The following is a 25,283-nucleotide window of genomic DNA, read 5'->3' as shown; positions in this document are numbered from 1 at the left end:
CCTACTTTTATAATTCGAACGAAGTAATAGTGAATAAAAGACCGTACCCCAACAATAGAAAAGGACAGCCAGAGAGTATTGGAGATGCTGTGAAAGAAATGTTGAAGTCATTCAATATTGAACAGAAATTCCATGAAACTAACCTGATCAATTCTTGGGAGCAAGTTATGGGCGTGGCGATTGCCAAACGTACCAGCAAGATTTACATTAAGGACAAAAAGCTTTACGTTCACCTTACTTCTGCGCCATTAAGGCACGAGCTCAATATGTCTAAAAACAAGATTTTGGTTTTGCTGGCCAAAGAATTTGGAAGCCCTATCGTAAATGATGTAATCCTGCTTTAAGTGCCTAAAAAGCGAAAAGGCCGACAATATGCCGGCCCCTTCTATTCAACTTCAACTTTCCTTAATTCTTTTTGATTTCCTGTTTCAGGTTGGTATCACCTTTATAGCCATCAGGAAGCTTGGTGATTCTAATAATGTTCTCACCTGTTAAATATTGATTTACGGCCTTTACCACTTGGTCTTTTGTAATGGCCTTGGCGCGTTCATTTGATTTCAAGATTTCTTCAAAGCCATCTCCAGATTTTGAATAGCTTTTTATCATACCCTGCCAGTAGGCGTTTGTTTTAATTTGCTCATCAAAGTTCTGCATACGGGCAGTAATCACTTTCTGCAAATCTTCCTCCGTAAACTCACCATTTTTGAGTTTCTCTAGCTCCTTCATGGCAGCTTCTGCTAAAGCCTCTGCATTATCGGGTTTACAAGGGAATGAAATTGTAAAAGTGAACGTCTCCTTTGGGTTCTCACTCATTGAAGCCCTAGCGCTAACGCCATAAACTCCGCCCAGTTCTTCCCTTAGCGTTTCTATCATTTTATTGGTCAAAATACTGGCTGCCGCGTTCATCAGCCCATTATTCTCTAAAGTGTAATTGTAATCTCCGCTCAGGGTAATTGTAACTACGCTTTTATCGTCTACTCCAGCATATACATTTTGAGTGATTACTCCAGGTAAAGGCCTTAAATTCAAATCTTTACTTGATTCCTTTTTATGGGTTGCCGGCAAACTTGCGATGTATTTCTCCAATAAAGGCTTAAAGGTTTTCATGTCTATATTCCCTACAAACACAAAGCTAAAATCACTGGCATCGGCAAAACGCTCTTTGTAAATCTCCGTTACTCTTTTCAGCGAAATTTGATCCATTTCTTCCGCAGTAGGCAGTCCTCCAACCCAAGGGTTATCTCCGAACATAATTTTTTGAGATTCTAGCTGATACTTTATATCTGGGCTAGAGCCAAAATTTGAATAAAGTGTCTTCATTCTAGTGACCCAGCTTTTGAAAGCTTGTTCATCGTACCGTACGGTGGTAAACTTTAAGTGCACCATTTGAAAAAACGTTTCCAAATCCTTTAAGCTCGAAAAGCCCGACATGCTTTCTTCATATTGACCAATACTTGCGCCTACGGATGCGGTTTTCCCAGTCATAAATTTACCCAAATCAACCTGGCTAAACTCACCAAGCCCCAGCTCAGCTATAACCTGACTGGCATTGGTCAAATCTATAAACTCATCGGCAGAATAGAGCGAAACACCGCCATCGCTATAAGCACTCATCCGCACTTCATCGTTCTTGAAATCTGTAGGTTTTAGATAAACTGTAGCTCCATTTGAAAGCGTGAGCTTGGTAATGCCCGTAGGTTCATTAGTGCTTTCACTTGTAATTTTGCCTGGTTTTGGTGCAGAGGTCATTAAAGCAGTTGCCAATTTTTCTTCTACATAAGGCTCAATCGATTCGTCAGTTCGCACATCCTTCATTATTGCTTTCAGCTCATTCTCTGAAGGAATATTAGCTTCTTGGTCTGTTTTGGCTGTAATAACAATGGTTTGGTTATCTTCCGTAATCCATCCTTTTACTAGCTCATTAATCTCTTCAACTTTAATGGTTGGGAGTATCTGATTTACGAGGTCTAACATTTGTTTTTCGCTCAACAGTGTTCCTCCATTCAAGAAATGCTGCACATAAGTATTTACAAGACTACCCGATTGTGCTTTGTCTGACTCTTTGGCTCTTCTATCGTATGAATTAAGGTATAGTGCTTTCACTCGTTCAAGTTCTCCATTGGTAAAGCCGTACCTTCTCACTCTTTCATTCTCTACCATAGCAGCTTTAAGCCCCTCTTTGAACATGTCATCCTTTACATTCACTACAATGCTATATTCCTTTTTATGCTTGCCTAGCGAGCCACCATAGCCACTAAAGCTGAATAAGTAAGGCGGGTTTTCTGATTGTAATTTTTCTCGCAATCGTTGGTTGATCATCTGACCATACAGACCGTTCAGAATGCTCTTTCTGAAATCTTCTAGTGTATTTTCTGGCTTGTGAGTTCCTGGGGTAATAAAGCCTACTGCAATTGAACTTCCAGTGGCTTCATCATCCGTAGCTACTGCAATGCGGGTTCCTTTGAAAGGTGGTAAATCATAGTATTTTCTCTCCTTTGGCTTTTTAGGATTTTCTATCGACCCAAAATACGATTTGATTTTAGCCTCCATTTCGGCAGGATCAAAATCGCCCACGGCTACAATTGCCATTAAATCTGGTCTGTACCAATCACGGTAATACCTTTTGGCTGCATCGTATTTAAAATTCTGTAATACAGTTTCCTTACCAATAGGCAGTCTTTCGGCATATCTAGAACCTTGCAATACTACTGGCCAAGTTTCTTCTCTCATTCTTTGAGAAGCGCCTCTTCCAAGCCTCCACTCTTCCATTACCACGCCTCTTTCTTTGTCTATTTCCTCGTTATCGAAAGTGGCATTATGTGCCCAATCGCTCAAAACGGTTAAGGCCTTATCAATATTCTCTTTGTCCTCTGTAGGAATGGGTAAAAAGTAAACTGTTTCATCAAAGCTTGTGTAGGCGTTAAGGTCGCCTCCAAACTCAAGCCCCATTTTCTGAAGAAAGCTGATCAGTTCGTTTTTCTCAAAGTTTTTTGTACCGTTAAAAAGCATGTGCTCTGTAAAGTGAGCCAAGCCTTGCTGGTCGTCATCTTCTAAAATTGAACCTGCATTTACAGCCAGTCTAAATTCAATACGATTCTCTGGTTTGGCATTCTGTCTTAAATAATAGGTAAAGCCATTTTCTAACTTGCCTATTTTAACAGACGGATCCTTTTCAAGTTGTTGAAAGGCAAATGATGATAGCGGAAGGACGAGCAATAGTACTGCCCAGATACTGAGTTTTTGAAGTCGTTGTGTCATATCTGATAATTAAAACTATTCAATTAGTTAAATATATCAATTATGATTGAAATAAGAAATGATTCTACATTTTTAAACTATTAAAAAATGTTAAGCAATAAGCTAGGTGATACTATAACACTGTTAATCACTGCCTAATCAGCAATTACCTCATTTTGGATGTTAGCTTGGCGGCTGAAAAATTTTCTATGAAAAATAAGGAGTATGGCAACCCCTAAAAAAATACAAACATCGGCCACATTGAAAATAGGCCAAAGCGCTATGTATTTACCTCCCCAAAACGGAACCCAATCTGCAATGTATCCTTCCCAAACATCGAGGTAAAACATATCTACCACTTTGCCATGGAACCAAGGCGTTACGGCATCGTACGGTGCGTTATTCAAATAAACTCCGTAAAAAATACTATCTATTACATTGCCCATGGCGCCACCTAAAATAAGGGCCATGCTCCAGAGTAATCCTGAGTTATAGTTCTTCTTGGCTAGTTTGTAGAGGTAAACAGCAATGAAAGTCATGGCTATCATTCTGAAAATAGTAAGCCCTAACTTTCCCCATTCCGAACCAAATTGAAGGCCGAAAGCCATGCCTTCATTTAAGATATAATGTAGCTTGAACCAATCACCAAAAACCTTAATCTCCCCAATTTGGCCAAAAACCATTTTAAAATGCACCAGAAGTTTTACCGTCTGGTCTATGGCGATTACCGCCAAAGTGAGGAGAAAATATTTATAGTGCTTGAACTGCGCAGCCATTAGCCCACTGCTATTTTCACTTCAAGGGTCCACTCGTCAATTTCAACACTTTGCGCATCTGAAATTGACTCCACAACATCTAAATTCAAAGCTTGGGTTTCTTCACAAACATAAGCTGCATTGGCCGTCAAAGCTTCGTTAATCAAAGCTTCATTCTTGGCTACTTGAATGTTGATTTTATCCTGAACATCCAGTCCCATGTCTTTTCGCAAATTCTGAATTCGGTTCACGAAATCACGGGCAATTCCTTCGGCACGAAGCTCATCGGTAATTGAGATGTCTAGCGCTACGGTTACCTTGCCTTCAGAAGCTACTGACCAGCCCGGAATATCTTCGCTAGAGATTTCTACGTCTTCCAACAAAAGTGAAGCGGATTCGCCATCAAGCGAAATATTGATCGATCCGTTCTTTTCGATTTCGGCAATTTCAGTTTTCGTCCACTGGCCGATGGCCGCAGCCACCAACTTCATTTGTGAACCGAATTTTTTACCCAAGGTGCGGAAGTTCGGTTTTACCTTCTTGACTAAAATGCCCGAAGCATCATCTATATATTCTACCGCTTTTACATTGACTTCGGTCATGATCAAGTCTTGAACCGCCTCAATATATTGCTTGGTTTTTTCATCCAAAACAGGCACCATCACTTTGGTCAAAGGCTGACGCACTTTGATTTTTTCCTTCTTACGAATGGAGTGTGTTAACGAAGAGATGGTTTGCGCCAAAATCATTTGGGCTTCTAAGTCTGCATTAATGCAAGCCTCATTGGCCTCTGGGAAATCGGAAAGGTGAACCGACTCGAAGTTCTCTTTACCAGAAACGGCATTCAAATCCTGATATAAACGATCCATGTAGAACGGAGCAACAGGAGCCGCCAATTTCGCCACACTCACCAAGCAAGTGTACAAAGTTTGGTAAGCTGCTTTTTTGCCTTGATCGTAGTCGCCTTTCCAGAAACGTTTTCTGTTCAAACGTACATACCAGTTACTCACTTCATCGGTTACAAAATCCATGATCATTCGCGAAGCACGGGTTGGCTCATAATCATTATAGGCTTGGTCTACCTCTTTGATCAAACTGTTCAATCGAGACAAGATCCAACGGTCGCTTTCGGGTCTTTCATTCAAAGGAATTTCAGCATCCTCGAAAGTAAAGCCATCTAAATTGGCATAAAGCGCAAAGAAAGCATAGGTGTTTTGAAGCGTTCCGAAGAACCTTCTCTGTACTTCGCCCACGCCTTCAATATTGAATTTCAGGTTGTCCCAAGGGTTGGCATTTGAAATCATGTACCAACGTGTGGCATCTGGGCCAAAATTGTTGATGGTTTCAAATGGGTTCACCGCATTGCCCAGTCGCTTCGACATTTTATTGCCGTTTTTATCGAGCACCAAACCGTTGGCGATTACATTCTTAAAAGCCACTTTATCTTCTAGCATTACAGCTAAGGCATGGAGCGTAAAGAACCAACCACGGGTTTGGTCTACGCCCTCTGCAATAAAGTCTGCTGGGAAATTCGATTCGAAAATTTCTTTGTTCTCAAACGGGTAATGCCATTGCGCGTAAGGCATGGCTCCTGAATCGAACCAAACATCTATCAAGTCAGCTTCACGGGTCATTTTCTGACCTGTTTCACTCACCAAATACACATCGTCTACATAAGGGCGGTGTAAATCGAAGTCTTCGCCAATGCTTTCGGTCATAAAACCAGCAGCAATTGATTTCTCTACTTCAGCTTTCAATTCAGCCAATGAGCCAATACAGATATGTTCTTTTTTGTCTTCTGAAACCCAAATTGGCAATGGAGTTCCCCAATAGCGCGAACGGCTTAGGTTCCAGTCTACCAAGTTTTCTAACCAGTTGCCAAAGCGGCCTTCGCCTGTTGAAGCGGGTTTCCAGTTGATTGTTTTATTTAAGGCTACTAAATCATCTTTAAAAGCCGTGGTTTTAATGAACCAAGAATCTAGCGGATAGTATAAAATCGGCTTATCGGTTCTCCAGCAATGCGGATAAGAGTGCTCGTATTTTTCTACCTTAAAAGCCCTGTTTTCTTCTTTCAGTTTGATCGAAATCAAAACATCGAGCGATTTTTCAGGACGCTCTGCATCAGAATAGTATTCGTTTTTTACGTACATGCCAGCAAAGTCCGTGATCTCTTTCACGTACTTTCCTTGCTTATCTACAATCGGAACATCTTTGCCTTCTTCGTCCTTTACAAAAATGCCTGGCATATTATTCATTACCGAAACACGGTAATCGTCTGCACCAAATGTTTTTGAAATGTGAACGATACCTGTACCGTCTTCCGTAGTTACAAAATCACCAATCACTACGGTAAAAGCTGGTTTTTCTAAAGGAATGTAAGGCATCAATTGCTCATAGCTTTTGCCTGCTATATCGCGGCCTTTGAAGCTTTCAACTACTTCAAAAGGAATAATTTTATCGCCAGCTTTATAATCTTCAAGCTTAACTTCTTTTGCTTTATCGCTAAAGAATGAAGCTACTCTATCTTTGGCCAAAATCACATTGATTGGCTCAAAGGTGTACTGGTTGAAGGTTTTCACCTTTACATATTCAATACCAGCGCCAACGGCCAAACCGTTGTTGGCAGGCAATGTCCATGGCGTTGTTGTCCAAGCCAAGAAGAAATCGTTTTCAGTGCCTTCTACCTTAAACATGGCCGTCATCGATGTGTCTTTCACATCTTGGTAAGTACCTGGTTGGTTCAGTTCATGTGAACTCAGACCTGTACCTGCTGCTGGTGAATACGGCTGAATGGTGTAGCCCTTATAGATAAGGTCTTTATCGTAAAGTCGTTTTAAAAGCGACCAAAGCGTTTCAATATAGTTGGTTTCGAAAGTAATGTATGGGTTTTCTAAATCTACCCAATAGCCCATTTTCTCGGTAAGATCATCCCATTCATCTTTGAACTTCATTACCGCCTCACGACATTTCTGGTTGTATTCTTCAACCGAAATCTTTTTGCCTATGTCTTCTTTGGTAATGCCTAATTCCTTTTCTACCTGAAGTTCAACAGGAAGGCCGTGGGTATCCCAACCGCCCTTTCTTTTTACTTGAAAGCCTTTTTGTGTTTTGTATCGGCAGAAAATATCCTTCACCGTTCGCGCCATTACGTGGTGAATACCTGGGGTTCCGTTTGCAGATGGAGGTCCCTCGTAAAAGGTAAAAGAAGGTCTCCCTTCTCTGGTGTCTACTGACTTTTCGAATATGCCGTTCTCTTTCCAGAACTGGAGCATTTGCTCACCTATTTCAGCATAATTCGGGTTTTTGTATTCGTTGTACTTTTTCACTTTACTCCTTGTTTTATGGGCTAAGCCGAATTGGCTTTTAGGAATCTTTATTGTCTTTGTCTGTTGAACCAACAAACGGGTCGTTACTCTTAATCAATAAGCTTTGAGTATCAATTTCTTCGTCTTCGTCTTCAATATAAAACTCATAATGCTCAATAAGTGGGCGGAAATTAGTATCTCTTTTTCCACTGTCAAACACCATAAGCAATGCTGGTAATACAGTAAGGTTGGTCATCATGGCGAAAAGCAATGTAAGCGATGTAAGCAAACCCAAAGCTACGGTTCCACCAAAATCGGAAAACACGAAGATTACAAAGCCGAAAAACAGCACGATGGAAGTATAGAGCATACTTGACCCTGTTTCTTTTATACTTTTACTTATGGCGATTGGCACAAAGAACTTATTGGCAAACAGCTCTTGGCGGTATTTGGCCAAGAAGTGAATAGAGTCATCTACAGAAATACCAAAAGCTATACTGAAAATCAAGGCCGTACTCGGTTTCAACGGAATTCCAAAATAACCCATGATGCCTGCGGTGAGTATTAATGGAATTAAGTTCGGCACCATAGAAATGATAATCATTCTGAGGTTAGCAAATAGGATTGCCATGATGATGGCTATAATACCAAAAGCCAGCAATAGCGACATTTGTAGGTTTTCGATCAAAAACTTATTGCCTTTCACAAATAACAAGGTCGACCCGGTTACGCTGGTATGAACATCTTCATCATCACCAAACACTTCATCAATTCTTGGTTCAACTACTTGGGTGATGAGCGAATCCATTTTAACAGAGCCTAAATCCCAGATTTTAAGAGAAACCCTTAACACTTGTCCTGTTGTATCTACAAAGCTATTCAGTAAGCCATCTTCATCTTTTTGATTACTCAAATAGTTCAGAATTGCATTTCTATCGCTTGGGCTCGGAAGGCTATATCGGTTAGAATCACCGTTATAATAGGCTTGACGAATGGCCTTTGCAAAACTGACAATGGAAATGGGCTGAGAAACAAAGTCGATTGAATCGAGACCGATTTCAAGCCTTTCCACTTTTCTTAAGTTTCTGGCATTCAGTGATGACCTTGGTTTTCCGAAGTCAATAATAATTTCAAGCGGCATTACCCCGCTAAAGTTGTTTTCGAAAAAGTAAAGGTCTTGCTTCAATTTTGACTCTTCGGGAATATCGTCTACCATATAGGCCACAGAATAGAGTTTGGAAACTCCATAAAGCGACACTCCTAAAACAACAATGGTAATTGCGAAAACACGATAGCGGTGTCTGTGTACCAACAAATCGAGCAATGTGAGCATGCGCCCAGTTATCTTGAACTCTAGGTGTTTAAGCTGGGCTGGTTTAGGGGCAGGCAAGTAAGAGAAGATACCCGGAATGAGTACCATACTTACCACAAAAGTGGCCAAAATGTTGATTCCAGCAACCAAACCAAACTCCTTTAAGAGGGTGATGTCTGTAGTTACCAAAACCAAGAAACCGATAGCCGTTGTAAAGTTTGTGATAAAGGTTACTAAGCCTATTTTTCTGATCATCAGGCTAAGTGCCTTCATTTTATTGCCATGTTTGGCAAAGTCCTGATGATATTTATTCAGTAAATAAATCGAATTGGGAATACCGATTACAATGATGATTGACGGTATTAAACCCGTAAGCACATTGATATTGTATTGAAGTATTCCGAGGGTTCCCATTACCCAAGTCACCACTACGCCAATTACAATCAGTGGAAAAACCACTGCTGTCCACGACCTAAAGAAGAGAAAGAGAATAAGGGCAGTAATGGCAATGGAAAGCACAATGAACAACTTGAGTTCCTTGGCCGTCATTTCTTGCATTACCGTTCTCACAAACGGCATTCCTGAATAATGAAGCTCGATGCCCGTATCTGCCGAAAACGCCTTACCAATACCTTGGATTTCGCCAACTACATCATTCCTAAGTTTAGAATTGAGCACCTCACGATCCATCGTAATCAGGATCAGCGTAGCTCCATTCTTAACATTCATCAACTGACCACTGTAAAATTTTAGGTTCAAAGCCACAGCCATCAACGAATCCAATTCGGCCTGAGAGGTAGGGCTTTTGCCAACTAAAGGGGAAAGCTCAAAACTGCGGTTGTCTTGATTTTTAGTAATATTCTGAAGCGTGGCCAACGAAATCACATTGGTGATTCCTTCCACTTTTTGTAACTTTTTGTTCAGTGCCTCATACTTATTGAAATTTTCGAGCTCGTAAAGACTGCTATCTTTCATACCGAGTACTAGAATATTTCCATCCTCACCAAAGTTCTTTTTAAAGTCTTGGAAGTACTTATAGTTCTCGTCTGTTTCTGGAACGGCCGTATTGAAGTTAAATGCCATTTTTACATCGCGCGCCATATAGCCCATGAACACCGTAAAAAGGAGCAAGAGAATCATCAGGGCGAGCCTGTATTTCAGTACGATATGAGGAAGTTTAGACCACATTTTTTTCAAAGATCACAAAGGTAATAGAAATCCCTTCTCAGTAAATTGATTCTCACCATTTTATCCTATAAACAGAAAGGTTAATTCGGCTATCGGCCCGGTAGGGAAATACCCATAATTTTTCGGTACAAATTCAAAGCGTCAGAATCGGTCATTCCAGCAACGTAATCGAGCACAGACCTTAAGGCAATGTAAGCAGAATTCGCTTGCTTCACTTCCGTTTGAGTTTCGGTGGGTAATAACCTAAAATAGGTTTTATCTTTTGCGGAAAGGTTATTTTTAAAACCAGCCAAAGTAGCAGGCACAAGGGTTTCCAACAAACCATTTAATACACGATAACCCGCAGCCTCGGTTTCTACCACATCGCGACTACGGTAAATTTTTTCTATAGAAACGTTAATAATTTCGGCCATAGCCGCTTTCGAAGGAATTTCATCGGCCAAAGAAATATCGAATTCCGAAGTCAGTAGTCTCTCTTCATGCTTCATAAATAAATCTACGCACTCTCCAATTAGCTGATTAATGGCCAAAGCACGAAGCACTCCAATTCGCTCTTTTAGGCTATGAATGGCCTCTAATTTTTCGGGCTGAAACTTATCGCCAATCACATTGGCAAGCAATTCGACCGTTTGCTCATAAGTGACCAAGCCTAAATTACAGCCGTCTTCTAAATCTATAATATGGTAGCAAATGTCATCGGCAGCCTCTACCAAAAAGGCCAGCGGATGGCGACAGTACTGATCAGTTCCTAAAACCTCAAGACCAAGTTCTTTTCCCAACTCCTGAAAAATCGTTCTTTCTGTATCGTAAAAGCCAAATTTCTTCTGGCTTCTTCTGGCCTTGTCTTGCTTTTCAACCAGCGAAGGACGAGGGTATTTTGTAAAAGCAGCTAAGGTGGCTGAAGATAACTTCAAGCCCTGATAACCCGGTCGGTTCAGTAGTCTAAACCCTTGTGCATTTCCTTCAAAATTGATCAAGTCGGCCCATTCGGCTTCGGTTACTTCCGGTTTAAGTTCAGTCTCGGCATTTTTAAAATAATCCGAAATAGATGATTCTCCTGAGTGCCCAAAAGGAGGGTTCCCAATATCGTGCGCCAAAGAAGCGGCCGCAACTATGGCACCAAAATCATGTGCACTTATTTTATTCTGAAGAAAATCATACTTCTCTATCAGTTTACTGCCCACCAACCTTCCTAAAGATCGGCCCACGCTAGACACTTCCAAGCTGTGCGTCAGTCGGGTGTGTACAAAATCCTGCTCTGGCAAGGGGTGTACCTGCGTTTTGTCCTGCAATTTCCTAAACGGATGAGAAAAGATAATCCGATCAAAATCACGATCGAAAACCGTTCTCGTCTGGTTTTGCTGAACATCAGGAGTATCTAAAGAAAGAAGTTGTAACCAATTCATCGCGGTAAAGCTAAGTATTGAGCCTTTAACAGGAAAGGTAAAAATAGACTTGAATCAAATATAGGTAGAGAAGCACCAATAAATACCGAATGAGAAACATATAGAATTGAATTAGGCCTCTAGGCTTTCCGCTCAATTGTCGCTAATATTATAAGAAGGCCAAACCAATTTTTTCTGTTACCTCTAAAACTATGGGAGAAAAGAAATACATCATCGCATTAGACCAAGGCACCACGAGTTCTCGTTCGGTGCTCTTCGATCAAAAAGGACAAATCATTGACATTGCACAGCAAGAGTTTTCCCAGATTTTCCCTAAACCAGGATGGGTGGAACATGATGCTATGGAAATCCTTTCCAGCCAAATGGAAACCCTTTCCAAACTTATTAAAAAGAACAAAATCAAAGGCGAAGAAGTAGCGGCCATAGGCATTACCAACCAACGAGAAACCACAGTGGTTTGGAACAAAAACACGGGCAAGCCTATTTACAACGCCATTGTTTGGCAAGACAAACGGACGGCCAGCATTTGCGAAGACCTAAAGCACACTGGTATTGAAGCCTACCTTAGAGAAAACACGGGCTTAGTGATCGACTCTTATTTTTCTGGCACCAAAATAAAATGGATTTTAGACAATGTAGAAGGTGCAAAAGCAAGTGCCGAAGCTGGTAATTTACTCTTCGGAACCATTGACAGTTGGTTGGTTTGGAACCTGACCAATAGAAAAATACACGCCACCGATTACAGCAATGCTTCCCGCACTTTGCTTTTCAATATCAAAACCGTGAAGTGGGACAACAAGCTTTTAAAGGCGCTAGACGTACCAAAATCCATGCTTCCTGAAGCCCGCCCAAGCTGCGGAAATTTCGGTACTTATGAACTTGACGGTGTAGAAATTCCTATCGCAGGCATTGCTGGAGACCAACAAGCCGCCCTTTTTGGCCAAGCTTGCTTTGAACCCGGCATGGCGAAAAACACTTACGGCACCGGCTGTTTTATGCTAATGAATACGGGCGAAGACCTTCAACATTCATACAATGGCTTGCTCAGCACCATTGCTTGGGGCATTGACGATAAAGTATACTACGCTTTGGAAGGAAGTGTTTTTGTAGCAGGTGCAGCTGTGCAATGGCTACGCGATGCACTCGAAATCATTGAGAATTCTAGCGACTCCGAAGCGATTGCGGAAAAGCTCAAAGACAGTCATGAAGTCGTAGTCGTACCAGCCTTTGCGGGCTTGGGCGCTCCCTATTGGGATATGTATGCTCGAGGCGCCATTTTCGGACTCTCTCGTGATACGGGAAAAGAACACATTATCAAGGCCACGCTAGACTCTCTGGCTTTTCAAACCCGTGATATTTTACAAGCCATGCAAAAAGACGCGGGGCTAAAGTTGAAGGAATTGAAAGTAGATGGTGGTGCTGCGGCCAATAATTACCTCATGCAGTTTCAAGCCGATATTCTTGGCGTAGGGGTGGAACGACCAGAAGTTATTGAATCCACCGCCCAAGGTGCGGCTTACTTGGCTGGAATTTCAGTGGGTTTTTGGAAGCAAGAAGACATCATCAAAAACAGAATTATCGAGCATGAGTTTGAGCCAGAAATGGACGCCAAGCTCAGGGAAAAACTCTACGCCACTTGGCAAAAGGCGGTGAAGAGATCTATGGACTGGGTAGAAAATTAGTATTATGAACTTCCTCTCTTCCACCAACCGAAAAGCATTAACCGATACTGCAAAAACGCAGCACTATGATCTTTTAATCATTGGTGGAGGCATTACCGGGGCAGGCATTGCGCTCGATGCAGCTTCAAGAGGACTTAAAACCGTGTTGGTTGAAAAGAACGATTTCGCCTCCGGCACCAGCAGTAAATCCACCAAGCTGATTCATGGTGGCTTGCGCTACCTCAAGCAATTTGAAATTGCGCTCGTGCGTGAAGTAGGCAGAGAGCGCGCCACTTTGCACAAGCTCATTCCCAACTTGGTGACTTCAGAAAAAATGTTGCTCCCCCTTATTAAGGATGGCACTTTCGGAAAGCTCATGACCAGTATAGGTTTGATGGTCTACGATGTTTTGGCAGGCGTAGAAAAAGTGGATCAACGCAAAATGTTGGATATTGAAGAGACTTTGGAGAAGGAACCGCTTTTAAGCGAAGAAAATGTGGAAGGCGGTGGCATTTATGCGGAATACCGAACAGACGATGCCCGTCTAACGATTGAAATTATTAAAACCGCCTCCAGATTTGGAGCGCATTGCCTTAATTATGTGCAGGCCGATGAATTCATTTATAGGGAAGGAAAAGTAGCCGGAGTTTTCGCTACGGACTTTATCTCAGGTGAAAAAATGGAGATCAAGGCCACATCCACCATTAGTGCGGCTGGCCCTTGGGTAGATGAGCTGAGAACGAAAAACCATTCTTTGACCAGCAAGCACCTCCACCTCACCAAAGGCGTACACATTGTGTTGCCCCACAGTAAATTTCCGCTCAAGCAGGCCATTTATTTCGATTTCCCCGACAAGCGAATGGTGTTTGCCATTCCCCGAGGGAAAATCACTTATATAGGCACTACCGACACCGATTACTCTGGCGACAAGGATAAAATTTTGACGACCAAAGCCGATGTGGAATACCTTATTAAAGGCACAAATCATGCATTTCCAAAGCTGAACCTGAAGGTCAAAGATGTAGAATCGAGCTGGGCTGGAGTAAGGCCACTTATACATGAAGACGGAAAGTCTGCCTCAGAAATTTCGCGTAAAGATGAAATCTTCGAATCGGAAACTGGACTGATTTCTATTGCTGGCGGAAAACTTACGGGCTATCGCAAAATGGCTGAAAAAGTGGTCGATCGCTTGTATGATCGACTGAACGATGAGGAAGATCTGCCCATTGTGGAAACCAAAACCATCCATATTGATTTAGATAATGGTGCTTTTAAAAATGCCAAAGCGGTAAAGAAATATAGAAAAACCATTCGTGAGCAATTAGAGGTCATTGGCCTCGAAAAGTACTATGCTGGTTATTTGGTGAGCAATTACGGAAAAGTAACAGACGAAATTATTGAAGGCATGAATGCCTTTGACAACAAAGCACTCCATCTTAAATTGATTCGTTCAGAATTGAGGTATTGCCTAGAAAATGAAATGGTCTTTTCAATTCAAGATTTCTATATCCGCAGAACGGGCCGTTTGTATTTCGATATTCACAGCATCAAACCTACGCTTGAAGTTATCCTTAAAGATTTTCAAAATCACTTTGGCTGGTCTGCTGAAAAAGTGCTTTCAGAAAAAGAAGCCATGGAAAAAGCCATTGAAGAGGTTTCCGTCTTTGGGTAGGAAATCTGAGCTTGACTGTAAATTTTAAAGACCTCTCCAAAAGTTGATGCCTATAGACTAACAGGAGCCGATAGATTTATTTGAACTATATATTGAGAACTTTTGGAGAGTTTTAGCAATCAGAAGAACCTCAATTGATTTCTTTAGGTATATTGTATTAACAGAGCTCAAGTTAGAAAATCATTCTTTAACAATCTTCACCTTCAAAAAAGTCTGGTAGTCGCGCTCATCTTTATAAGTTCGTTTCAGCCATAGGAAATCATTTTCGGTACCTTTGGGCATGGGCTCATTAAGGTTAATATCCCAGTCTACTTTTCCTAAAAACTGCTTTTGATCGAACAACAGAAAATCAGTGGTCATGTATTTTCTCGTGGCTGCCTCAAATTCAGGCGAGTACCACCATCTAGGAAGCTGTTGCAATTCTTTCATTACAGCGTTAGGAATTTTCCCCAAACTGAGGAGCAGAATTTTATTCCCTACAGAAAAGACGTGTGAGTTTATCTTCAACAGCTCAGGGTCGTCTTTACTTCCAAATTCTACCGCTTTATACTCAGGCAAAAACTCGGTAGGAATCGCAATTTTATTGAGGTATTCATTTTTCTCTGCGTCAAAAATATAGAGGTGATTATCGCTTTGATGGGTAAAAGCAAAAGTACTTCCTGACAATAGTGTGAAAGTCGGATAACCCCACCATGTACTCACCAGCAGTGCGGTAAATATTGTCAGGTTGCTTGTGCATTACCGTAGTGTTTTCACCTGTCTCAAAATTCATTCGAAAAACATCATCGATCGAATCTTGGAATTGCTGAGTCTTACGGTTTCTATTCGAGAGGTCTAAAATCATGGCCAACACTTCTGTTCCTCTTTCTGTTTCAAAGGCTTTTATGCGCTGCGGCTTAAAATCTAAAATAATACCCCCGCCCACTTCTATTGGGGGTTCATATCGACCAAGTATTTCGCCCGATTTAGAATAACGATAAAAGTAAGCGTGACCATAAGCAGCCAGTTCGTCTTTACCGTAGAAACTCCAGCCATAGCTATTACCCATATAACTTGGCCCTTCCACTAGTGGGTTAAAAGAAGAAAGAACTTCAGCTTCTTCGTTTATAATTAGATGTTCCCCTGTTTGGGTATCGAAAAATAGAAGCTCTCCCGTACTACTTTGGTAATCAAATAACTCCAAGACCGAAAGTCTATCAATCACCAAAGAGTCAACAATTTCAGCTTTAAAGCTCGCAATTTTACTTTCTGAGTTTTCTTCATTGCCATTGCAGGCCACCATTGTTATAAGGCAGCATGTGAGAAGAAGGAAACTAAAAATTGAGAATGCCTGAGATCGGAGTTTCATTATATCTTAAGTATAATTTTATGTTCTAAAATATAAATTAATAGCCCAGAAAACAAAAACCCCACAGCCGTGACGCTGCACAAAACAATAGCACTTCAAAAGAAATACTCAATCTATTAGCTATAATATTTGGTTTTAATCTAGTATTTTTAGTAAAACTAAAAATACTAGATTAATGATTAAGGGAAGAGGCGCTCAAAAGCAGATGAAGAACAGGTTCTTGATGCACGAATATGTGCAAGAACACCTAGAGGCAATCGATGAATTTGATGGCCAAAACCCGAACACCAAATACATCCCCATCTTCCCAAAAACCATTGTCAACAAAGTGGAAAGCCCAGATGTGGGCATGACCTATTCCCTCAACCCTTATCAAGGTTGCGAGCATGGCTGCATTTATTGCTATGCGCGAAACAGCCACGAATACTGGGGCTACAATGCTGGGCTCGATTTTGAAAAAGTGATCATGTACAAAGAGTCCGCGCCTCAACTGCTGGAAAAGCATTTGCAAAACCCCAATTGGCAACCTTCTACCATCGTGCTTTCTGGCAATACCGATTGCTATCAGCCTTTGGAGCAGAAGCTTGAAATTACCCGAAAGCTGCTGGCGGTTTTTCTGAAATACAAACACCCTGTGGGCATTATTACCAAAAACGTCACCATCACCCGTGACCTCGATATTATCGGGTCTTTAGCCGATCTCAACCTGATTAGTGTTTATTTCAGCCTCACTACTTTGGATGAATCCGTAAGAAGAAAGCTTGAACCCAGAACGGCTTCGGCTGCAAGAAAATTGAAAGCCATTGAAACGCTGACCCAGCGTGGCGTGCCCGTAAGCATTATGATTGGCCCTATTATTCCCGGCCTAAACGACCATGAAATTCCCGACATTATGAAAGCTGCTGCTGAGGCTGGCGCACGAGGCGCAAGCTATACCATGGTGCGGTTAAATGGTGCCATTGGCCAAGTGTTCGAACATTGGGTGCAGGAGGCTTTCCCCGACAGGGCTAGAAAAATTCTGAACCAAATAAAGGAAGCGCACGGAGGCAAATTAAACGATAGCCGTTACAGCACCAGAATGCGAGGCGAGGGTTTGATGGTGCAATCCATCAACCGACTGTTTGAGCTTTCTAAAGCCAAGTACTTTCAAAATACGGAGCCAAGGCCTAAGCTTCGCACCGACATATTTGTAAAAACCAACAAAGGGCAGATGGGGTTGTTTTAGAGATGATTATAGTATTAAATGAGGATACCCTATCCCGACCAATATATCTTTACTAAAGAACCCCATGAAATATAATTTGGCATGGAAATGGTCGGTTTCCTTATGAGGTGCTAGTATGCGTCTTTCTGAATTCTTAAATATTTTGTATATTTGTGTCCTTAAGTCTGCAAAACACGAAAGTCGACTACAAGTCGTTATTTTAAATTTAATTTGAAATTAGTGTTTTAGTGGGCTTATTTTATTTTTAGCCGTTAGTGGATTTTTACCATTATCATAATAGTTTTTCCAACCCTTGTAATTATCAGTATCATACAAATCAATCACTACTTTAATTTGTTCTTTTAAAAAATTGTAGTACCTCATTTCTCCTCTTTCAAACACTCTTTGAATTGTCCAGCAAAAGTAATCAGCTAAATTTAACAAAGGGTCCTTTGTTGGATAGTTGACATTAAAAACCACTTTAGTTCTGGTTTCTTTATCTCCGTTTATTTTAGAAAATCTTTGTTTTGCTTTCATAAATGCTAATTCCAAATTATGGTTTTTAGTGCTTTTACCTCGTTCCGAAATATGCAATACAAGTTTGTCGTGCTTTGAAAGCTTGTTTTTTAGTAAGTGAGATAGTAAATCTGCGTAAAAATATTCTTCTTTCCCTTTATGTTTTGTTTCGTATCGCTCAATATCCTTCCTCCCAACAACAGCCTCAAAGCTACAGTTAATGCTTTTCATCAAGTCGAACATTTCTTTTCTAACTTCTGGTAAGTCATCTGTTGCGTGCAAATAATACCCACTCGTATTGATTTTCTTTAATACACTAGGAACGTGATAAAATTCATCATTAATTATTTTATCCTGAAGCACGTTGATTCTATCTCTAACGTCATCTAATGGGTCTTTTACTTTTATCATTCCTAAAATAAAGACGTTAGAAACACCATTTTCTCCTATTATATTTTTCTTTCCTTTTCCGTAAAAGGTTGTATCACCAGCCTCATCTAAAAAACGGTGATAATCCATTAACTTATTATTTCCCATTCTTTATTTTTTGTTCAGTGATTTTTAATATTTCACCAACATTCTCTTCATTTTTCAATTCGTTTGCGATTTTGTCTGAGAACCAAATTATTAACAGTTCCTGATAATCTATTTTAAATACTTTCGCGAATCTCTGAACTTGTTCTTTTGTCGCAGTTCTATTATTTGTCTCAATTTTGCTTAATAGTGAGGAGTCCATTTCCAACTTTGCTGAGAGTTCTCTCAAAAGCAAATTCCGCTCTTCTCTCAATCCTCTTATTGTTTCTCCAAAACTATTTTCCATATTTTGACTTGACATTATTTGTCAAATATAATAATGAAAAAATAAACCACAAAATTTAGTTCATAACCTATATGTGTACTAGAATTATCTTTAGGTCACAAATGAGGTTAACCCCCATAAAAATATTGAATTTTATAACTGTAAACCCTAAACAAAAGAACTGCCTTGTTTAGGGTTTTAGCGGATGGGTAGATAGAAGCAACGAGATCAAACAAAAATCTCTAAATTGAAATCCGACATCTCATTTTTAGCTTATGAACAAATGCATTTTTTCACTTCTAAGCCTGCTTCTTATTTTTTCCTGCGCTACAGAAAAACTAGAATACGAAGAGCCAGAAGTTTCATTGGAAGCTTATCAAATTGAAGAAGGTTTTGAGCTGCAAGTGGTCGCCAGTGAGCCATTTTTAGAAGCTCCTGTCGCGATTGATTTCGACACCCAAGGCAGAATTTGGGTAGCTGAAATGCGGGGCTACATGACCAATATTAATGGGGATGATGAGGACAAACCAAGCGGCACCATTTCCATTATGGAAGATTTGGATGGCGATGGCGTGACAGATCATTCTAAAATTTTCATGGACGGCCTTGTACTCCCTAGGGCTTTGGCCTTGGTGTATGATGGTCTGCTTTATGCCGAACCTCCAAAACTTTGGTTTGTGGAAATAGAGAATGACAAGCCCGGAAAGAAGGTGCTTGTAGATTCATTGTATGCAGACGATGGCAATGTGGAGCATCAGCCCAACGGCTTAATGATGAACATTGATAACTGGATTTACAATGCCAAATCAAACTTTCGCTACCAGCGCAAAAACGGAGCGTGGATCAAAGAACCTACTTCTTACCGAGGCCAATGGGGAATTACAAAAGACAATTTTGGGCGACTATACCATAACAATAATTCCACATTGCTTCAGGGCGATTATGTATTGCCCAACACTCTTATCAACAACGAGTATTACAGTCCAAGAAACGCCATCGGCAAAGTGCTCACCTCCAGTCAGCGGGTATATCCGCTGCACGTAACTTCGGTAAATCGGGGATATGAAAAAGGGGTGCTCGACCAAGACAGTATCCTCGTAAACGTTACCTCTGCCTGCGGGCCTTTGGTGTATCGCGGAGGGCAGTTCCCCAATGATTATGACGAAAATGCATTCATTTGTGCGCCCGAAGTCAACCTTATAAAGCGACATATTCTAAATTTTGAATCCATAAAAACCACGGGAGAAGCCGCATGGGAAGACAAGGAATTTCTGGCCTCCACCGATGAATCCTTCAGGCCTGTCAATTTATTCAACGGCCCAGATGGGGCGATGTATGTGGTGGATATGCACCGAGGAATAATTCAACATGGCGCTTATATGAGTCCTTATTTAAGAAAGCATTTAGAAGAAAAAGGCTTGGACAAGGTGATTGGTATGGGCAGAATTCTTCGGGTCAAAAACAAAAACAGCCCCCTGCTAGAACTGCCTGAATTAGACAAAGCTTCGAACAAGGATCTAATCAATTTACTCAGTCACCAAAACGGCTGGGTGCGGGACAAAGCGCAACATTTATTAATCCTTAGGGGAACAGACAAAGATGTATCCGCATTGGAGGCGAAAGCAAAAGACAATCAAAACCCCATTGCTCAAATTCATGTTTTGCACACTTTGAATGGATTGCAAAAACTAACTTTTGATCTGCTTCTCAACCTTGCAAAAACCAGCGACCCGCAAGTGGTTGCGCATGCATTAATGCTTTTCGATGAATTAGAAATTGAGCAACAAACCCAATCCCTCAAAGCATTATCGGAAAGTCTAATCACCCAAAACGACCCCACCATTGACCTCTATTTAACCATCGCTTTGGGAAATTGGTCGCAAATGGATGGCGACACTTTTCTACCTCTATTATATCAATTGACAGAGCGACATGAGGAAGCCATTTACCAAGAGGCGGCCGTCAGTGGTTTAGGAAATAATGAAGCGGCAATGCTAAAACTTTCGCCCAAAGCAGAGCTTGTTGCTATGCTCGAAACCGCTACGGAAAACAGGGCCAAGAATTCCAAAAATGGAATTTACGAACGTCTTTCTTTACCAGAAGACGACCGAACACGCGGCCTACGCTTCTACAAAAACATTTGCAGTGCCTGCCATGGCCCAGGCGGAAATGGCATTGAAGGTTTGGCGCCTCCACTCCTCAATTCAGAATACATAACTGGGTCGCCCAAAAGGCTTGCGCTGATTCTATTGCATGGTTTAAAAGGGCCCATCAATGTGAATGGAACTCATTATGAGTTCAATGGTGAAATGCCGGGAATTGCGAATAATCCAGCCATGACCGACCAAGACATTACCGATTTAATGACCTACTTGAGCAATGCCTTTGGCAATTCGTCAAGAGGAATTAATGCCGCTACCGTGAAAGAATTGAGGGCGGTAAAATCCAAAACAGGCGGTGCTTATACCGAAGAAGAATTACTTAAAATCAAAAACTAGCCTTATGAAATCCCTATTGATATTCGCATTCATCGGCATTGCCTTTTTAGGCACTGCACAAGAAGGTTGGCAGCCCATGTTCAATGGCAAAGACCTTTCTGGCTGGGAAAAAAGAGGGGGCGAAGCTTCTTATGAAACCAAAGACGGAATGGTCATCGGCACTACAAAAGGACGCTACAACACTTTCCTTTCTACCAAAAAAGAATACTCCGATTTCATTCTCGAACTCGAACTTTTGGTTGACCCTTCCATGAATTCGGGCATTCAAATCAGGAGTCATGAAGGCGAACGGGTTTTTGGTTATCAGATTGAGGTGGACCCAGCCGAACGCGCTTGGAGTGGCGGCATTTATGATGAAAGCCGAAGGGGCTGGCTATATCCGCTCACCTATAACCCCAAAGCGAGAACCGCTTTTAAAAATGGCATTTGGAACAAATACCGCATCGAGGCGATTGGCACTTCCATTCGGGTGTGGGTCAATGGGGTGTTTACGGCTGCCATGCAGGACAATAAAGATGCTTCTGGGTTTATTTCGCTGCAAGTACACGGTATAGGTGCCAATGACGAACCCGGCAAGCAGATCAAGTGGAAAAACGTAAAAATCATGACCGAAGGACTGGAAAAGGAAGCGCTCGGTCTTCCTGAAAATGAATTTGAGCTGAACCTGCTTGAAGCCAATCAGGCGCCTCTTTTTGTTGATGCGGAGAAAGGAAAAACTTGGAATGTGTTCGGGCTTAAAATCATTGGAAAGATCATGAGCGAAGATACCAATGGCGCCTACTCCACCATTATCAGTCATACCCCAGCGAACGGTGGCCCGCCCTTGCATGTACACGAAAACGAAGAGGAAGTCTTCTATGTGTTGGAAGGCTCATTTGAGTTTACCTTTGGCGATAGAAAAGTAACGGCCAATAAAGGCGCGATGGTGGTATTGCCAAAAAACTTACCTCATAGTTTTAAGAACATTGGAAGCACCACGGGCATAACCCTAAATACCATGACACCCGGAGGACTGGAGAAGTTCTTCGATGAAATAGCCGCCATTTCACAAGATGGCCCGCCAGACCCCCGAACCGTTTCTGAAATTGCCATGAAGTATAAAATGAGGTTTCTTACGAATTAGGGGAAACCAGCGAGTGCTGGGGTTTTCAGCTTAGTAAATGATTGCAGTTTTGCACCAATCAACCAAATCTCCAACTTCATTGATTTTAAGATAGTAGGCATCTAAACTGTGCACCCTCACAGTTATGTCTAACTCAACATAATAGTAACCATCAACCGCAACCGCTTGAGCCAGCTCAAGTTTTAGTCTGGACTTAGCCCTTCTTTTTTTAAAAATTATCTCATCAAATTCACTCAAATCCACACGAGATGGCTTTACTAGTTGCTTATTCCGTGCCGCTGTTTCCAGTTTGGTATATATCTCTGGTATTCTCCCCTCTCCGAAACATGGATTCAGAAAACCAAATTGACTAACTCTTTCGCTAGTCAAGCCACTGAATTGAATGTCTGACGCTTTAGGATATTCCGAGTAAAAAATAGAGTCAAAAAAATGCTCCATGGCTCTTTGCTCATAATTGATAGTTTGCCCTAAAGACAACAATGATGTCGTCATTAAAAAAAGGGATAATGTTCCTTTTATAAAGTTCATAATTCAATCTCTATTTTTTTAAGCCTCGTTCCTATAGTCATCTGATGATTCTATCTATATCGCTTGGCCAACCCTTTTACATTATAGTCGATTACATCAAACGTCATTCATATATGAGTCAATACTCATGAATATATCATAACTCTTACCCGTAAACAAAAAACCGCACCCTTTCAAGCGCGGTTCGTTGTTTCAGTATTGGCGGATCAATTACTTCTTAGTATTGATCGCAGTATTCTCTGGTTGACTTTTCGCATTTTTTACGTGCGTTTCCATCCAAGTATCCATTTCCCAAAGCATGTGCATAATCGATTCCTTTGCCCTGTAACCGTGGCTTTCGTGTGGTAACATAACCAAACGAGAGGTGCCGCCATGGCCTTTAATGGCATTATAAAAACGAATACTCTGGATTGGGAATGTGCCAGAGTTATTGTCGGCCTCGCCATGAATCAAAAGCAATGGTTCATTCACTTTATCGGCATTCATAAATGGCGACATGGTGTTGTAAAGGTCTGGATCTTCCCAATAAGTACGTTCTTCTCTTTGGAAACCAAAAGGCGTCAAAGTTCTATTATAAGCACCACTTCGGGCAATTCCGGCTGCAAATAAATCGGAATGCGCCAAAAGGTTGGCCGTCATAAAGGCACCATAAGAATGGCCCCCTACTGCAAATTTGTTGCGGTCGCCCACACCCATTTCTACAGCTTTGTCAATCGCGGCTTCGGCATTCATTACCAATTGCTCTACGAAAGTGTCGTTCGGCTCTTTATCACCTTCTCCAATAATAGGAAACTCCGTACCATCCATAACTGCATAACCTCGTAGTACCCAAAACAAAGGTGAACCAGAACTTACTCTCGTAAACGAATAAGGCGTACCTCTAATTTGAGAAGCGGTTTCTACCGACTTGTACTCAATTGGATAAGCCCACATAATTACTGGCAGTCGACCGTCTCTGTCTTTGTCGTAACCAGCAGGCGTATATAATGTGGCGCTTAGGTTTACGCCATCCTTCCTTTTATACTTTACAATTTCCTTGTTAATGGCCATTAATGAAGGCTGTGGATGAGGGAAGTCCGTAATGGCCTTCATTGTGCCCTTCTTCAAATCACGGATGTAATAGTTAGGTGGCTCTTTTTCTGACTCGCGAATGGTAATTATCATATCTCCTTTTTTAGAAAGAAGATCAGTTACTCTTTCGTAATAAGGAGCTTCAGACCTAAAAAGGATTTCTGCCTTTTTAGTTTTCGTGTTGAACCTGCTCAAGAAGGGTCTGTCACCTTCTGGCGAACCACCCGTACTCCGCATAAACAAGTCGTCTTTGTCAAACAAAAGCACATTCCAGCCATATTGATTTTTAGTCATTACTGGATTTCCAGGATCATTATATCGATCGGTGGTAGCGCGGTCAATTAAAACCTGGCCAGGAGTATTAGGTTTGGAAGGGTTAATCAAAGTAGCCCTGTCTAAGCGTTGTGCCCACCAACCTTCATTTAATATGGCACGATTCTCATCGCCCCACTGAATGCCAGAGTAACGTAAACTGGTCCCAAAAAGCTTGGTTGGATTTCCGTTGAAAGGAGCGCTTTGCATGTACACAATGTCACGCTCTTTTACTTCTTTGTTCGGGTCGCCACCATCGTTGGCCACTGCCCAGTATAAAGTATTAGGCTTGTCCGCTCTCCAGTTCATGCTTCTTTCACCCAATCTTGTGGCGTCAAAGCCATTCGGACGAACTTCATCCAAATCAATTTTGGCCATTACTTTCACCAAACTTCCTGTATTGCTCCATACTTCGTATTGAAAAGGAAAACGAGAAGCAGGCACCAAATAAGAAAAGGGTTTCTGAATAGTTTGCACCAACATGTATTGGCCGTCAGGCGAAATATTCACCGACTTAATGATATCTGGCTGCCCTACCTTTTGGCTATTTCCATTCATGTCAATCTTTCTCAGCTGAACCATGGTATAGTATTCGAAAAGCATTTCGTCATAAGGATTTTCAAGCAAATCCTGATAGGTTCTTGAAGCAGCAAGCGCACCAGAGGTTTCTTGAAGTACTGGTCCGGTAGGTGCCAAAGGTTTTTTAGGCTGAGGGCCACGGTTATCTACTACCGTGCTGGCCAATAGAGTGGCATTATCTGGCATCCATTCAAATGCACCTACATAGGCATTGTTGATGATTTCGCCCGTCAATTTTTTGGCTGACTTACTGTTGACATCTGCCACCCAAAGCTCAATTCCGTTTTCTGTGGTATTGGTAAAAGCAATTTTACTTTCGTCCATCGACCAGCTAACATTGCCAATTTGAGGTTTGCTTGGCATTCCCGAAAACTGAAATTCTTGGCCTGAAGCTATGTTCTTTAAGCTCAAGCCTGTCATAAAACTTTCTCTACTTGGGCCGTTGGTGGCAGGATTAATTCTGGTTCCCCCAATTCTGAGTTCTGGCGCAGCTACTTCTTCAATAGAAGGATAACCCGGTCTTTCCATCAGCAGCATCCATTCTGCTTTAGAGTCAATACTCACCGATGGCGTAGAAGGCGCATCAATGAGTTTAGCAATTTCTTCTGGAGGTCTTTGGTAGCCAATATTGGCATCTTGGGCTTGTATCGAACCAAAGTTCAATAGCATGGCCAAGACCAGAAGCCCTGTAAATCTTTTTAAATTCTTCAGTAGTTTCATCTCTTTGGTAGGTTTAGTGGTTAATGAAATTAAGCATTCCTTTCGTGCT

Annotated in this window: 17 protein-coding genes; 6 read left to right on the top strand and 11 right to left on the bottom strand. The window is 41.5% G+C overall.

Annotation, left to right across the window (positions count from 1 at the left end):
* The first annotated feature begins 29 nt into the window (after positions 1-29).
* Positions 30-344, top strand: coding sequence for a DUF721 domain-containing protein (locus tag AAC026_RS03350; protein WP_339607858.1), 315 nt, complete (start codon positions 30-32; stop codon positions 342-344).
* A 61-nt stretch (positions 345-405) separates the two neighbouring features.
* Here AAC026_RS03350 and AAC026_RS03345 read toward each other — a convergent pair whose 3' ends face one another.
* The 5 genes from AAC026_RS03345 to AAC026_RS03325 all read right to left on the bottom strand — a co-directional run bounded on the left by AAC026_RS03345 (position 406) and on the right by AAC026_RS03325 (position 11,203).
* Positions 406-3,258 (bottom strand): insulinase family protein, encoded by a 2,853-nt coding sequence (locus AAC026_RS03345; RefSeq protein ID WP_339695035.1) that lies wholly within the window; start codon positions 3,256-3,258, stop codon positions 406-408.
* A gap of 134 nt (positions 3,259-3,392) precedes the next feature.
* Positions 3,393-4,013, bottom strand: a complete 621-nt coding sequence (locus AAC026_RS03340; RefSeq protein WP_339695033.1) for a lipoprotein signal peptidase — start codon at positions 4,011-4,013, stop codon at positions 3,393-3,395.
* Entirely contained in the window at positions 4,013-7,318 is a 3,306-nt protein-coding gene (gene ileS / locus AAC026_RS03335; RefSeq protein WP_339695031.1) for an isoleucine--tRNA ligase, read from the bottom strand. The genes AAC026_RS03340 and ileS overlap by 1 nt, the downstream gene beginning before the upstream one ends.
* 37 nt (positions 7,319-7,355) lie before the next feature.
* The gene (locus AAC026_RS03330) at positions 7,356-9,797 is read right to left on the bottom strand and encodes an efflux RND transporter permease subunit (RefSeq protein ID WP_339608273.1); all 2,442 of its coding nucleotides are present in this window, start codon (positions 9,795-9,797) and stop codon (positions 7,356-7,358) included.
* Positions 9,798-9,886: 89 nt separating this feature from the next.
* Entirely contained in the window at positions 9,887-11,203 is a 1,317-nt protein-coding gene (locus AAC026_RS03325) for a deoxyguanosinetriphosphate triphosphohydrolase (protein ID WP_339695029.1), read from the bottom strand.
* A 191-nt stretch (positions 11,204-11,394) separates the two neighbouring features.
* Here AAC026_RS03325 and glpK point away from each other — a divergent pair, with 191 nt between their 5' ends.
* Together glpK and AAC026_RS03315 are read left to right on the top strand one after the other, a co-directional pair.
* Positions 11,395-12,885 carry a glycerol kinase GlpK gene (gene glpK / locus AAC026_RS03320; protein ID WP_339695027.1) on the top strand — a complete coding sequence of 497 codons (1,491 nt, stop codon included), beginning with the start codon at positions 11,395-11,397 and terminating at the stop codon, positions 12,883-12,885.
* Positions 12,886-12,889: 4 nt separating this feature from the next.
* On the top strand, positions 12,890-14,536 hold the full coding sequence (locus tag AAC026_RS03315; RefSeq protein WP_339695025.1) for a glycerol-3-phosphate dehydrogenase/oxidase: 1,647 nt from the start codon (positions 12,890-12,892) through the stop codon (positions 14,534-14,536).
* A gap of 180 nt (positions 14,537-14,716) precedes the next feature.
* Here AAC026_RS03315 and AAC026_RS03310 read toward each other — a convergent pair whose 3' ends face one another.
* Positions 14,717-15,202, bottom strand: a complete 486-nt coding sequence (locus tag AAC026_RS03310; protein ID WP_339695023.1) for a hypothetical protein — start codon at positions 15,200-15,202, stop codon at positions 14,717-14,719.
* Positions 15,162-15,884, bottom strand: coding sequence for a hypothetical protein (locus tag AAC026_RS03305; protein ID WP_339695022.1), 723 nt, complete (start codon positions 15,882-15,884; stop codon positions 15,162-15,164). The genes AAC026_RS03310 and AAC026_RS03305 overlap by 41 nt, the downstream gene beginning before the upstream one ends.
* 175 nt (positions 15,885-16,059) lie before the next feature.
* Between AAC026_RS03305 and AAC026_RS03300 the strand changes: the two genes are divergently transcribed.
* Positions 16,060-17,109, top strand: coding sequence for a PA0069 family radical SAM protein (locus AAC026_RS03300; protein ID WP_339695021.1), 1,050 nt, complete (start codon positions 16,060-16,062; stop codon positions 17,107-17,109).
* A gap of 216 nt (positions 17,110-17,325) precedes the next feature.
* On the opposite strand, the gene AAC026_RS03295 is transcribed toward AAC026_RS03300, so the two are convergent.
* Entirely contained in the window at positions 17,326-18,141 is an 816-nt protein-coding gene (locus AAC026_RS03295; RefSeq protein ID WP_339695020.1) for a DUF3800 domain-containing protein, read from the bottom strand.
* Complete coding sequence (locus AAC026_RS03290; protein WP_339695019.1) at positions 18,131-18,424, bottom strand: helix-turn-helix transcriptional regulator; 294 nt, start codon at positions 18,422-18,424, stop codon at positions 18,131-18,133. The genes AAC026_RS03295 and AAC026_RS03290 overlap by 11 nt, the downstream gene beginning before the upstream one ends.
* Positions 18,425-18,678: 254 nt before the next feature.
* On the opposite strand from AAC026_RS03290, the gene AAC026_RS03285 reads away from it, so the two are divergent.
* Positions 18,679-20,901: a c-type cytochrome gene (locus tag AAC026_RS03285; protein ID WP_339695017.1), complete on the top strand. Its 2,223-nt coding sequence runs from the start codon at positions 18,679-18,681 to the stop codon at positions 20,899-20,901.
* A 4-nt stretch (positions 20,902-20,905) separates the two neighbouring features.
* Positions 20,906-22,024, top strand: coding sequence for a family 16 glycoside hydrolase (locus tag AAC026_RS03280; protein ID WP_339695015.1), 1,119 nt, complete (start codon positions 20,906-20,908; stop codon positions 22,022-22,024).
* Between the two features lie 30 nt (positions 22,025-22,054).
* On the opposite strand, the gene AAC026_RS03275 is transcribed toward AAC026_RS03280, so the two are convergent.
* Positions 22,055-22,552 carry a hypothetical protein gene (locus tag AAC026_RS03275; protein WP_339695013.1) on the bottom strand — a complete coding sequence of 166 codons (498 nt, stop codon included), beginning with the start codon at positions 22,550-22,552 and terminating at the stop codon, positions 22,055-22,057.
* Positions 22,553-22,762: 210 nt separating this feature from the next.
* Positions 22,763-25,234, bottom strand: coding sequence for a prolyl oligopeptidase family serine peptidase (locus AAC026_RS03270; RefSeq protein WP_339695011.1), 2,472 nt, complete (start codon positions 25,232-25,234; stop codon positions 22,763-22,765).
* Positions 25,235-25,283 lie beyond the last annotated feature (49 nt).

The sequence above is a fragment of the uncultured Roseivirga sp. genome, from assembly GCF_963973945.1.
Lineage (GTDB): Bacteria > Bacteroidota > Bacteroidia > Cytophagales > Cyclobacteriaceae > Roseivirga.
The sequence above is the reverse complement of the archived record's forward strand: the minus strand, read 5'-3'. Positions and strand labels throughout refer to the sequence as shown.